The 12,263-nt window shown below is 70.1% G+C and carries 9 protein-coding genes; 4 read left to right on the forward strand and 5 right to left on the reverse strand.

The window, feature by feature from the left end; translation table 11 throughout:
- The first annotated feature begins 15 nt into the window (after positions 1-15).
- The 4 genes from LX88_RS34225 (at position 16) to LX88_RS34240 (ending at position 8,077) form a co-directional block, all read left to right on the forward strand.
- On the forward strand, positions 16-993 hold the full coding sequence (locus tag LX88_RS34225; RefSeq protein WP_443674883.1) for a HAMP domain-containing sensor histidine kinase: 978 nt from the start codon (positions 16-18) through the stop codon (positions 991-993).
- Between the two features lie 82 nt (positions 994-1,075).
- Entirely contained in the window at positions 1,076-3,046 is a 1,971-nt protein-coding gene (locus tag LX88_RS34230; protein WP_258951932.1) for a DUF4153 domain-containing protein, read from the forward strand.
- Between the two features lie 100 nt (positions 3,047-3,146).
- Complete coding sequence (locus LX88_RS34235) at positions 3,147-6,884, forward strand: Pls/PosA family non-ribosomal peptide synthetase (protein ID WP_258951933.1); 3,738 nt, start codon at positions 3,147-3,149, stop codon at positions 6,882-6,884.
- Positions 6,881-8,077, forward strand: coding sequence for a M1 family metallopeptidase (locus LX88_RS34240; RefSeq protein ID WP_258951934.1), 1,197 nt, complete (start codon positions 6,881-6,883; stop codon positions 8,075-8,077). Before LX88_RS34235 ends, LX88_RS34240 begins: the two co-directional genes overlap by 4 nt.
- Here the strand turns inward: LX88_RS34240 and LX88_RS34245 are convergent.
- From LX88_RS34245 to LX88_RS34265, 5 genes are all read right to left on the reverse strand, one after another.
- Positions 8,055-8,699, reverse strand: coding sequence for an NUDIX hydrolase (locus LX88_RS34245; protein WP_258951935.1), 645 nt, complete (start codon positions 8,697-8,699; stop codon positions 8,055-8,057). The two genes, LX88_RS34240 and LX88_RS34245, sit on opposite strands and share 23 nt — an antisense overlap.
- Positions 8,650-9,864, reverse strand: a complete 1,215-nt coding sequence (locus LX88_RS34250) for an adenylosuccinate synthetase (RefSeq protein ID WP_258951936.1) — start codon at positions 9,862-9,864, stop codon at positions 8,650-8,652. Before LX88_RS34250 ends, LX88_RS34245 begins: the two co-directional genes overlap by 50 nt.
- Positions 9,864-10,844, reverse strand: coding sequence for a hypothetical protein (locus LX88_RS34255; RefSeq protein WP_258951937.1), 981 nt, complete (start codon positions 10,842-10,844; stop codon positions 9,864-9,866). The genes LX88_RS34250 and LX88_RS34255 overlap by 1 nt, the downstream gene beginning before the upstream one ends.
- 2 nt (positions 10,845-10,846) lie before the next feature.
- The gene (locus tag LX88_RS34260) at positions 10,847-11,851 is read right to left on the reverse strand and encodes a protein kinase family protein (RefSeq protein ID WP_258951938.1); all 1,005 of its coding nucleotides are present in this window, start codon (positions 11,849-11,851) and stop codon (positions 10,847-10,849) included.
- A gap of 127 nt (positions 11,852-11,978) precedes the next feature.
- Positions 11,979-12,263 (reverse strand): hypothetical protein, encoded by a 285-nt coding sequence (locus LX88_RS34265; RefSeq protein WP_258951939.1) that lies wholly within the window; start codon positions 12,261-12,263, stop codon positions 11,979-11,981.

The following is a 12,263-nucleotide window of genomic DNA, read 5'->3' on the forward strand; positions in this document are numbered from 1 at the left end:
CGGTTGCTGGACCTGCTGGACCTGCTGCCGCGTCCGCTGGACTCGGTGCGGTCGATCAAGCTCAAGCTCGGCATGGTGATCGTGGTGTCCGGGTGCGTCTCGTTCGCCTACTTCCGTTACGTGACCGGGTGGTTGCCGCCTCGCACGACGCTCATCGCGCTCGTGCTGGGGTTGCTGACCTCGCAGTTGCTGGCGCACGGCATGACCTCGCCGTTGCGGGAGATGACCTCTGCCGCCCGGTCGATGGCGTCCGGCGACTACTCGCGGTCGATCCGCGCCACGTCGTCCGACGAGGTGGGGCAGCTGGCCGAGGCGTTCACGGTGATGGCCGCCGACCTCGCCGCCGCGGACCAGCAGCGGCGGGAACTGATCGCGAACGTGTCGCACGAGCTGCGGACCCCGATCTCGGCGTTGCAGGCCGTGCTGGAGAACGTGGTCGACGGGGTGGCGGTGGCCGACGCGGCGACCATGCGGACCGCGCTGGCGCAGACCGAACGACTGGGGCGGCTGGTCACCGAACTGCTGGACCTGTCGAAGATCGACGCCGGCGTGCTGTCCCTGAACCGCGAGACGCTGTCCGTCTCGTCCCTGGTCGCCGACGTGGTGGCGGAGGCGGCGGTGGCGGCCCCCTCGGCGTCGTTCTCGATCGACGTCGCCGGGGACCTGACCGTCCTCGCCGACGGGGAGCGGCTGCACCAGGTGCTGGTGAACCTGGTGGACAACGCCGCCCGGCACGGACCCACCGGGGGGTTGGTGTCCGTGGCCGGGTACTCCACGGCTTCGTGCGTGGTGCTGGAGGTGCGGGACGAGGGGCCCGGCATCGCGCCGGCCGACCGGTCGCGGATCTTCGAGAGGTTCACCCGGGGGGAGAGGGCGGGCGGTGGCGGGACCGGGCTCGGGCTCGCCATCGCCCGGTGGGTGGTGGACCTGCACGGCGGGACGATCGCCGTGGTGGACCCCGGCTCGTGCATCCGGGTGACCTTGCCCCGCTGACTTCCTGACTGACCTGTTCGTTCGCACCGCGATCGCCGGTGTGGCGGTGAAGCGCGCCCTTTTCGGGCTTATGGAGAGAGACATGACTGACGACAAGGCCGCTGGGCGGCCGAAGTACCGGAACTTCCGCAAGACCGGGTATCGGCCGGTGTCCGGGAGCGGGAAGCCGGCGGGCTCTGGGGGCTCGCCGGAACCCGCTGAGGGTGGGGGCGTCGACGAACGCGCTGGTCAGGGTGCTGGCGAGGCCGCTGGGGCCGCTGACGAGGCCGGGGCTGGGCCCGTTGGCAAGGCCACAGTTGGGGCCGCTGGCGAGGCCGGGGCAGGCTCGCGCAGGGGTACCCCCGAGTCGGGAACCCCTGCGACTCAACCTACTCAGGAGGTCCGACAAGATCAGCCGGCGAAGGCGAAGGCCGCCGCGGTCGCGGACGAGCCCAAGCCAGCAGAGACACCGCAACCCGCGCAGCCCGCGAAGGCGAAGCCAGTCGCGGAGCAGCCCAAGCCCGCGGAAACACCGCAGCCCGCCCAGCAGGCCGCGGTCGTCACCGCCACCCTCCCCCCGCCGTCCCCGTGGCAGGGCCCGCCCCGCTACCCGGCGGCGGCCGCCATGACGGCACCCGGCGTGCCGTTCATGCCCTGGTGGCGTCCACCCACCACCGGTGCGCCGGGCAAAGCCCTGGTCGCGGGCCTCGTCGCAGGTCTGGGCGGCGCGTTCTTAGCCGCGCCGAACAACGGCATCGGCTGGTTCCTGGCGGGACTCGTGGGCGTCGGCGGGGTGCTGTTCTACGCGGGCAGGCCGACGGTCGAGCGGGCACTGTGGCTGGCGGGCGCGCTGGCGTTCCTCGCGATGGGCTTCCTGCGCGCCGCGGAGTGGGTGTTCCCGCTGGCGCTGATGGCGTCGATGTTGTGCGGGTCGATCGCCATGGCCGGCGGCAAGACCGTGCGCGGGCTCGTGTTCGGCGCCCTGGGTGTCGGGCTGGGCGGGCTTCGGTCCATTCCGTGGGTGGCGAAGGGTGCCCGCAGGCGGGGGCCGATCGGGATCCGGCCGTTCATCTCCGTCGGTGTGGCGCTGGTGTTGCTGGTGGTCTTCGGGTCGCTGCTGGCCGGGGCGGACAAGGGGTTCGCCGACTTCCTCGAGGGCCTGGTGCCGGACCTCGAACTCGGCACGTACGTGCAGAAGACGTTCTTCGGGGTTGTCGCGGCGTTCGGTGCTTTGGGTGCCTGCTACCTGGTGGCGGCGCCGCCGGAGATCGACGAGGACGCCGAGGGCAAGCCGGGGTCGTTGCGGCTCAAGGACTACGGGCTGCCGGTCGGTGTGCTCGTGTTGCTGTTCACCGGGTTCGTGGGGACGCAGCTCGCGGTGCTGTTCGGTGGCGAGGCCTACGTGATGAGGACGGCGGGCGTGACGTTCGCCGAGTACGCGCGGTCCGGGTTCTGGCAGCTGCTGTGGGTCGCCGTTCTCACGCTCGGCGTAATCGCCGGTGTCGCGCGGTTCGCCGTGAAGAAGACCAAGCAGGAACAGTTGTGGCTGCGGGTGTTGCTCGGTTCACTGGCTGTTCTCACGCTGGTCATCGTGGCGAGTGCCTTGAGCCGCATGTGGTTCTACCAGCAGGCGTACGGGTGGACGGTGCTGCGGCTGCTCGTCGCGTCGTGCGAGGTGTGGCTGGCGGTCGTGTACCTCATGGTGATCGCGAGCGGAATCTCGTTGCGCGCCAAGTGGTTGCCCAAGGCGATCGTCGCGACCGGCGCCGCGTTCTTCCTCGCGGTGGTGGCGATGAACCCCGAACGGGTGGTCGCCGACTACAACGTGTCGCGGTTCGAGGCGACGAAGAAGATCGACACGTACTACCTGTCGCAGTTGTCGGAGGACGCGGTGCCCGCGTTGGTCAGGCTGCCGGCCTACGAACGCTCGTGTGCCTTGCGGTGGATGAAGAATCGCACCGTCGAGCAGGACTGGCGGGAGTGGAACCTCGCGCGCCACAACGCGAAGAAGTCACTCGAAAGTGTTGCGGTGACTGAGGTCACCTGTGAGGGTCCGTACTCGGGAGAGAGGTAGTCCGTTACGTGGCTGTAAAGTTGTACAGCTACCGGTTGCCGAGAGGGTGAGAAGTGACGCTGACGTGACGATCGCGGCTGAACCCGTTGTCCTTCGATCGATGTTCACCGCAGGCGAGGCGCCCACACCGCGCACCCTCCTGGACATCCTGCGCGCGAGTGCCGACAGGTACCCGGACGCGCTGGCCGTCGACGACGGCACCACCGCGCTGACGTACCGCGCACTGATCACGGAAGTACTGGAAATCAAGGAAAAGCTCGCCGCCGAGGGCGTCGGGGCCGGCGACCGGGTCGGCATTCGCGTGCCGTCCGGCACGGTCGACCTCTACGTCTCGATCCTGGCGGCCCTCGCGGCCGGCGCGGCCTACGTGCCCGTCGACTTCGAGGACCCGGACGAGCGGGCGGAGCTGGTCTTCGGTGAGGCGCAAGTCGGTGCGGTGCTCGGCGAGGGCCGCTCCCTCGTGCGGCACGGCACCACGCTCGGCGTGCCCGGCGAACCGGGTCTGGACAACGACGCGTGGATCATCTTCACGTCCGGTTCGACCGGTAAGCCCAAGGGCGTCGCGGTGACGCACCGCAGCGCCGCCGCGTTCGTGGACGCCGAGGCGCGCCTGTTCCTGCAGGACGAGCCGATCGGGCCGGACGACCGCGTGCTGGCCGGGCTCTCCGTCGCGTTCGACGCCTCCTGCGAGGAGATGTGGCTCGCGTGGCGCTACGGCGCCTGCCTGGTGCCCGCGCCGCGCTCGTTGGTGCGCACGGGCATGGACCTGGGCCCGTGGCTGGTCGAGCAGGAGATCACCGTCGTCTCCACGGTGCCGACGCTGGCCGCGCTGTGGCCGGTCGAGGCGCTGGACGACGTCCGGTTGCTGATCTTCGGCGGCGAGGCCTGCCCGCCTGAGCTGGTCGAACGGCTCGCCGTCGACGGCCGCGAGGTCTGGAACACCTACGGGCCGACGGAGGCGACGGTCGTCGCCTGCGCCGCGCAGATGACCGGCACCGGTCCCGTGCGCATCGGCCTGCCGCTGGACGGCTGGGAGCTCGTCGTCGTGGACGCCCAGGGCGAGGTCGTGCCCATGGGTGAGTCCGGCGAACTGGTGATCGGCGGCGTCGGCCTCGCGCGCTACCTCGACGCCGAGAAGGACGCGCAGAAGTACGCGCCGTTGCCCTCGATGGGCTGGGACCGCGCGTACCGCAGCGGTGACGTGGTCCGCGCCGAGCCGGAGGGCCTCGTCTTCCTCGGCCGCGGCGACGAGCAGATCAAGCTCGGCGGCCGCCGCATCGAGCTCGGCGAGGTCGACGCGGCGCTGGCGGCGCTGCCCGGTGTCGCCGGAGCGGCCGCCGCCGTGCGCACGACGCGGGGCGGCAACCAGATCCTCGTCGGCTACGTGCTGACCGACGGCGAGTTCGACCAGGACGCGGCCGTCGAGCAGCTGCGTGCGGAACTGCCCGCGGCTCTCGTCCCGCTGATCGCCGTGGTCGAGACGCTGCCGACGCGCACGTCCGGCAAGGTCGACCGCGCCGCGCTGCCGTGGCCGCTGGCGTCGATGGACACCGCCGGAGTGGTGTTCTCCGGGCTCGAGGGCTGGCTCGCGGAGCAGTGGGCCGCGGTGCTCGGTTCCGGGCCCGCTTCCGAGGGTGCGAACTTCTTCTCGTCCGGCGGCAGCTCGCTGGGTGCCGCACAGCTGGTCTCGATGGTCCGCACTCGGTACCCGAGCACGTCGGTGTCGGACATCTACCAGAACCCGACGCTGTACAAGCTGGCACGGCGGCTGGAGTCGTACGGCGAGACGGCCGAGGTGCACGAGGTCGCGCCGACGCCCCGCTGGACCGGCGTCGTCCAGACGCTGCTGATGATCCCGCTGCTCACGATCGCCGGCGCCCGCTGGGTCGTCGCGCTGACGGCCCTGTCGAACGTGCTGGGCTGGACGTCCGTGTCGTGGTGGTGGGTGGCCGCGGGGTTCGCGGTCTTCCTCAGCCCCGCCGGACGCCTCGCGATCTCCGCCGGTGGCGCCCGGTTGCTGCTGCGCGGCGTGAAGCCCGGCGAGTACCCGCGCGGTGGCTCCGTCCACCTGCGACTGTGGACCGCGGAGATGCTGGCGCAGATGTCACGCGCCACCGATCTTTCCGGCTCCTGGGTCACGCACTACGCACGGGCGTTGGGCGCGAAGATCGGCCCCGGTGTCGACCTGCACTCGTTGCCGCCGGTCACGGGCATGCTGAAGGTCGGGCGCGGCGCCGCCGTCGAGCCCGAGGTCGACCTGTCCGGCTGGTGGCTGGACGGCGACCGGCTGCGCATCGGCCGCATCAGGATCGGCGCGGGTGCGACCGTCGGTGCGCGCAGCACGCTGTTCCCCGGCGCGCGGATCGGCAAGAAGGCCGAGGTGGCGCCCGGTTCGGGTGTCGTCAGGTCCGTGCCGACCGGTCAGCGCTGGTCAGGCGTGCCCGCCACCCGCGAGGGCAAGGCGGCGCGCTCGTTCCCGTCGCGCCGCCCGGAGCGGTCGCGCTTCTGGAACCTCATGTACGGAGTCTCGTCCGGCCTGCTGGCCGCACTGCCGCTGCTGGCGGCGGCCCCGGCCCTGCTCTACGTGCTGCGCCGGCCGGTCACCCTGACGTCGGCGCTGTGGGACGTCCCGGTCGCCTCGGCGATCTGGTTCGGCACCTACGCGCTGCTGATCCTGGTCTCGGTGCGCCTGCTGGGCATCGGCATGCGCGAGGGCCACTACCCCGTGCACAGCCGCGTCGCGTGGGCGGCGTGGACGACCGAGCGGTTGATGAACAACGCGCGCACGGCCCTGTTCCCGCTGTACGCGTCGCTGTTCACGCCGGTGTGGCTGCGGCTGCTCGGCATGAAGGTCGGCCGCAACGTCGAGGCGTCGACCGTGGTCGCGCTGCCGAAGATGACCCGAGTGGGCGACGGGGCGTTCCTGGCCGACGACACGATGGTCGCGACGTACGAGCTCGGCGGCGGCTGGCTGCGCATCGCCACGGCGCGCGTGGGCAAGCGGGCGTTCCTGGGCAACTCGGGCATGACCGCGCCGGGCCGCAACGTCCCCAAGGGCGGGCTCGTCGGCGTGCTGTCGGCGGCGCCGAAGCGGGCCAAGGCCGGTTCGTCGTACCTGGGCATGCCGCCGATGAAGCTGCCGCGCGCCGCCGAGGTGTCGGACCAGTCGCGCACGTTCGACCCGCCCAAGCACCTCATGTGGGCGCGGGCGCTGGTCGAGCTGTGCCGGTTCGTCCCGGTGATGCTGAACGTCGCTCTCGTCGTGCTGGTGCTGTTCGCCCTGAAGGAGTTCGGGGTCTGGTGGTCCGGCGTCGTGCTGCTGGGTGCCGGTGTGGCCGCGTGCCTCGTGGCCGTCGTCGCCAAGTGGGCGCTCGTGGGCCGCTTCAAGGTGCGTGAGTACCCGCTGTGGTCGGCGTTCGTGTGGCGCAACGAGCTGGCGGACACGTTCATCGAGGTGCTCGCGGTGCCGTGGCTCATCGGGTTCTCCGGTGGCACGCCGCTGATGAACCTGTGGCTGCGCTCGCTGGGCGCGTCGGTCGGCCGCGGCGTGTGGTGCGAGTCGTACTGGCTGCCCGAGGCCGACCTGGTGAAACTGGGTGCCGGCGCGTCGGTGAACCGCGGCTGCGTCGTGCAGACGCACCTGTTCCACGACCGGATCCTGCGGATGGACCGCGTCGAACTGGGCGCCGGTTCTACTTTGGGCCCGCACGGCATCGTGCTGCCCGGGGTGTCCGTGGGCGCTCACACCACGATCGGACCCGCCTCTCTCGTCATGCGCGGAGAGGATGTACCGTCGGGAACCCGTTGGCTGGGCAACCCGATCTCCGCGTGGACATGAGCTTCTCCGTACACCATTACGCGCTAGAGCTTGATTACAAGCCGTACTCCGCGCGCCTGACCGGGCGCGCGGTGTTGCAGGCTTCCTGCACCTCGCTGTCGTCCTTCTCGTTGTCCTTCGGTCCTCTGCGGATCTCGAAGGTGCTGGTGAACGGCAAACCCGCGCGTTACGGGCACGCCGGTGGCGTGCTGAACATCCGTGCCGCCGTGCGAGGGGCTTTTTCGGTCGAGGTCCGCTATTCGGGCATGCCGGTGCCGGTCTCGACGCCCGAGTGGGGCGACCTCGGCTGGGACCAGCTCACCGACGGCTCGATCGTGGCGTCCCAGCCGATCGGGGCGCCGTCGTGGTTCCCGTGCCTGGACGACCCGTCCTCGAAGGCGTCCTACCACCTGGAGGTGACGGCTCCCTCGCCGTACACGGTGGTGTGCAACGGGGTGCTGGTGGACGGCAAGGTGTCCGGCAGCACGACGCGGTGGACGTACTCGATGGCCGCGCCGATGGCGACCTACCTGGCGACCGTCCAGATCGGACAGTACGTCGAGGCCCTGCCGGACGTGTGGGCGCCTGCCCGGCTGCGCCGGCTCGTGGCGCACGACTTCGGCCGCCAGGACGCGATGATCGAGCTGTTCTCGTCGTTGTTCGGGCCCTACCCGTTTCCGAAGTACTCGGTCGTCGTCACCGACGACGAGCTCGACGTTCCCGTTGAGGCGCAAGGGTTGTCGACGTTCGGGGCCAACCACGTGGACGGCCGCCGCGGTTCGGAACGGCTGGTGGCCCACGAGCTGGCGCACCAGTGGTTCGGCAACTCCGTCGGGATCGCCGCGTGGGAGCACATCTGGCTCAACGAGGGCTTCGCCTGCTACTCGGAGTGGATCTGGTCCGAGGCCTCCGGCGGCCGGTCCGCGGACGCCTGTGCTGCCGCGGCACGAGACCTGCTGCGCCGCTTGCCGCAGAACCTGGTGATCGGACGGCCACCGCGTGCGGACTGGTTCGACGACAGGGTCTACAAGCGCGGGGCGTTGACGTTGCACGCGCTGCGCCGCGAGATGGGCGACGACTCGTTCTTCGCGCTGCTGCGGGAGTGGTGCGCCCGCAACCGGCACGGCGTGGTGACGACGGAGGACTTCCTCTCACTCGCCGGGCACCGCGATCTGCTCAACCGCTGGCTGTTCAAGCCCGAGCTACCTCGCTAGTCCATTTCCACACGAGCGGCGGCCGTCCGCCCTTGGGCAACGCCGCCGCGTGCTCACTGGTGCGGACCAGACCCGGCACGCGGTCCATCGTGCGGCCCAGGTTGGCCGGATAGGGCCGGTCGCCGGTCAGCGACTCGGTCACGTCGAGTGCCTGCGCCGTCGTGAACTCCGGCCCGAGCAGGCCGGCGGTGAACGGCACGTCGCGCCACAGCTTGTCCGCGAACAACGGCCGGCAGTCGGCGACGATCCGGTCGTGGTCGAAGGCGAGCGCGGGCATGGCGTCGAGCCGGCTCCAGACCGCCAGATCGCCGGTCGCCCTGGTCACCGTGGCCCACAGCGCGATCGACAGCGTCGGACCGCGCGGGTCACGCGACGGCTCGTCGAACGTGGCGAGCTGGCCGGTCGCGGTCACCGACTTCTCGCTGAGGCCCAGCTTCCCGGTGACGGCCCTGGCGGTCGCGTCCCGCAGCCGCTCACCCCTGCCCAGCAGCACGCCGGGCAGCGCCAGCTCACCCGCGAACGGCTCCTGTGCGCGCGGTGCCACCCCCACGAGCACCGTGCGTGCCTCCGGATCAAACCGGAGCACGATCACGTCTACCGAGACCAACGTCGACTCGATCATGTCGTGGATTGTCCCGCACCGCGTAGTCCTCCCTGGCCGGCCCCGCGCCGGTGACGAGCACGTCGACATCGAGCAGGTCCTCCAGGTACGCGACGGGGTCGGGCATGTCCTCCAGGCTCGACCCGGTGGCGACCTTCAGGCCGTCAGCGTCCAGGTGCGTCACAGCCAGCCCGTCGATACCCCCACAGCAATCGACGGAATAGCGCAGCAACGCGGCGTCCAGGTGCCCGGCTCGCCATGCGCCCTGGAACTCCCCTGTGCCGTTGTGCAGCTCCGGGAAGCGCTGCAGGACGGCCTGGTCCTCGGTCGGCAGCGGACCGGCGCCGTGGCGCGTCTGGTAGGTCCTGGTCACGCCGATCACGCGGGCCTGACGTCCTCGCAGCAGTTCCCGGGCGTTGCGCGGCACGACCGTGGACCAGGTGGTGTGCGGGTGGAAGCCGTAGGTCTCGTCGAGCAGGACGCCCTGCGCGCCCTCGAAGACGACTCGGCCCGCGTCGAGCAGCCCTTCGTGGCCCTTGGTGATCCGGACGGCGTCCGCGAAAGCGCCGTAGAGCCCGACCAGTTCGTCGACGTTCGGGCCGTCACCGATCAGCGGCTCGTAGAACCTGGCGAGCGCGTCCAGCCTCGTGCGCAGCACCGCGGGGTTCAGGCAGTCGCCGACGGTCGGGGCGGAACCCGGTACGCCGAGCACCCGTTGCCCCTCGACCACGTCCCCCTCGCTCGCCCCGGCGAGCAGCCCGTACCAGGCGGTCTCGCCGATCCCCTTCCCGCACGACCCGTGCCGGTCGCCGCCCCTGGCCCTCTCCCTGGCCCGGTTCGCGGCGACGTGGAACGGCGTGGTGAGCAGCGCGTCAGCATCGATCGACATCAGCGACAGCGGGTTCGCGACGCCGAGCGCCTCCAGTTCGCGTGACTCGGTCGCCAGCGCGATGGGCTCGACGAGCACGTACCGCGACAGCCAGGTCGGCACACCCGCGAGCGTGCCGGACCCGAACTGGCTGAAGGTGTGGTGCCTGCCGCCGGCGATCACGTTGTGCGCGGCCTGCGCTCCCCCGTTGAACCGCACGACGGCGGACACCGGCCCGTCGGCGCACAACGCGTCGACGACGGCTCCCTTGCCCTCGTCACCGAACCCCAGCCCGACGACGATCACGTGACCGTTCATCAGCTCAGCGCCACGTCGTCGGGACCGTCGATGCCGAGCGGTGCGGCGACGACCGGCCGTGCGGCGTTGCCGACGGCGACCAGGGCCTTGCCGACGGCCTTGCTCTCGGCGACCGACCCGATCTCGGCGAGGTCCACCAAGGCCTGGTCGAGATCGACCACGCGTTCCTCCATGCCGATCGTCGCCGCGATGAGCTCGCACACCGCGCCGGGGTCGTCCAGCTTGAGGAAGTTCTGCCCCAGGATCGTCCGCCAGTGGTCACCGATGCTGTCGTCGTTGTAGTACGACGACTGGTTGGGCAGGATGAAGTAGACGTTCCACTTGAGAGCGAGCTCGCGGTAGACCGACACCGGGTCGATGTCCTGCTTGACGTCGTCACCGATGATCCGGCGGATGTGCCTGGCCTCCAGCCGGGGCTTGTTCAGCTCGTCGCCGATGATGAACAGGTAGCCCTTGCGGCCCCGCTTCTGCCACGCGTCGGTGACGACGTGCCGGGCGACGAAGTACGCGGCGAGTTCGTAGGACTCGCTCTTCTGCCCGCCGCCGTTGCCTTCGAGAAAGATGTCCCGCAGCTGCTCGTCCATGCGGTTGTCCGACTCGAACTGGCCGACCTGCAGCGGCACGCGGTCGCTGTCGGCGTCACCGATCCCGCCGAACATCAGCTGCGGGTCGGCAAGATATCCCTTGCGCTGCAACAGCCCGTGCAGCTTGCCGAGCTTGCCCTGCATGATCCGCGGCACCGCACCCATCGACCCGGTCACGTCGAACAGCACCGCGATCGGTGTCGAGTCGGCGTGGTCGGGCGAGTCGCGGCACTCGCGGTACTCGACGTTCAGCGGGTCCAGCGACGGCGCCGCCTTCCAGCTGGACGCGGGCGCCGACTTGATCGAGGCGGTGTAGCCGAAGTCCGCGATCCCCTTGGCCGCGCGGAAGGTCTTCGCAGCGGCGTACGCGTTGTCGTCCCACTTGCCGTGTCCCATGGTCATTCTCCTTCTGGCAGAGCGAACGGGCGGAAAACCCTTGGTCCGTAGAGTTCTTCGAGCAGCTCGTCGTACTCGGTGATCAGGTCGGCGGCATCGGGCCGGCGCGACGGGCGTTCCTGCAGACAGCCCCGGGCGAACGCGATCTGCCGATGTTCGTCGTGTCGCAACAGATCGACCATCAGCGTGTGTGCCATGTGGACGTCCGTCGCGGCCGTGACCGGTTCTCCCGCCTGGACTTCCGGCGGATAGGCGATGGTCTTGCTGGTCGCGAGGAGCCTCTGGCCGGTCTCGACGGCGAACGACCAACCGGCCAGCACGATCCCGTGCTGTTCCGGATGCACCATGACGTTCTCGGCAGTGACGGCCCCGTGCACCAGACCGATCTCGTGTGCGCCGGCCAACGCTTTGAGCAGCCTGCGATGCATCCACGCGTAGTCGCGCCCGTCCAGGCCCCGAGGGAAAGCCTTCTTGACGTCCGCGAGCGTCACGAACCCGTCCACCAGCGGGTCGAGCACCGTGAAGGCACGCGAGCCCTTGGCGACATCACCGGACGTGTCGAGCAGCCGCGGGTAGAAGGGCCGCAACCAGTGGTGCACGTCGGTGAAGCGCTCCAGCTTGCGCAGCGCCTGCCACTCGCCGTGCAGCAGCGGGTTCAACGCGGGATTGCGCACCACCTTCACGACGTACGGACCGTCGGCCTCGTACAGGTTGGCGATGCTGCCCACCGCGAACGGCTCCCCGATGCGGTAGGCGCCGGTCCTCGTTCTCAGTTCGACGCTCGTGCTGTGGGTCCACTCGTGATGCAGGCGCGTCAGGTTCGCCGAGGCCGCGTGCGCCCGAGTGTTCGCTGGTCCGACCACGTCGGGGTGCAGCACCGAGGCCAGCGCGTGGTAGCGGCGCCGCACCTCCTTGCGCTTGCCGGGATCGGCGCTGCGAGGCCCGAACAGGGCCTCGGCCGATGCGGCGCGCTCGACCAGTTCCAGCGCCTCCGATGTGGTGAACATGGTTTGAGTCTTGCAGACTCAAACTAGGAACGCAACCGTCGCCTCACACAGAAAGGTGGCCAGCGAGGACCATCTCGTCCTCGCTGGCCACCACGACCTGTTCAGCAGGTGGTCGTCCGAGCCCGCCCTACTCCTTCGGCTCGACCGGCGAAGTGTCCAGCCATGCAAGCCAGTCCACGAACACTTCCCTGATTCCATCGAGAATCGGGCCGGACTGAGCCCCAGCCAGCCCAGCCACCAGCGCTTCGACGGTGTGCTGGTCCAGATGCAGGGTCAGGAAGACGGCTGGATCCACCGGAAGAACCTGAAGATCAAGCCCCTTGTCCTCGACGGCGGAGGCCACCGAAGGAACCTGCCCGGATGTCAAACCCGGAATATCGAGGCTCCAGTAATACGGCTCGTCTTCCGTCAT

This window comes from Lentzea californiensis (assembly GCF_024648825.1).
Lineage (GTDB): Bacteria > Actinomycetota > Actinomycetes > Mycobacteriales > Pseudonocardiaceae > Lentzea > Lentzea californiensis.

Bases quoted from the DNA above. Each gene is read 5' to 3' on its own strand.
- LX88_RS34230 (WP_258951932.1), top strand. From the start codon at position 1,076: ATGACTGACGACAAGGCCGCTGGGCGGCCGAAGTACCGGAACTTCCGC.
- LX88_RS34235 (WP_258951933.1), top strand. From the start codon at position 3,147: ATGTTCACCGCAGGCGAGGCGCCCACACCGCGCACCCTCCTGGACATC.
- LX88_RS34240 (WP_258951934.1), top strand. From the start codon at position 6,881: ATGAGCTTCTCCGTACACCATTACGCGCTAGAGCTTGATTACAAGCCG.
- LX88_RS34245 (WP_258951935.1), bottom strand. From the start codon at position 8,699: ATGATCGAGTCGACGTTGGTCTCGGTAGACGTGATCGTGCTCCGGTTT.
- LX88_RS34250 (WP_258951936.1), bottom strand. From the start codon at position 9,864: ATGAACGGTCACGTGATCGTCGTCGGGCTGGGGTTCGGTGACGAGGGC.
- LX88_RS34255 (WP_258951937.1), bottom strand. From the start codon at position 10,844: ATGGGACACGGCAAGTGGGACGACAACGCGTACGCCGCTGCGAAGACC.
- LX88_RS34260 (WP_258951938.1), bottom strand. From the start codon at position 11,851: ATGTTCACCACATCGGAGGCGCTGGAACTGGTCGAGCGCGCCGCATCG.
- LX88_RS34265 (WP_258951939.1), bottom strand. From the start codon at position 12,263: ATGACGGAAGACGAGCCGTATTACTGGAGCCTCGATATTCCGGGTTTG.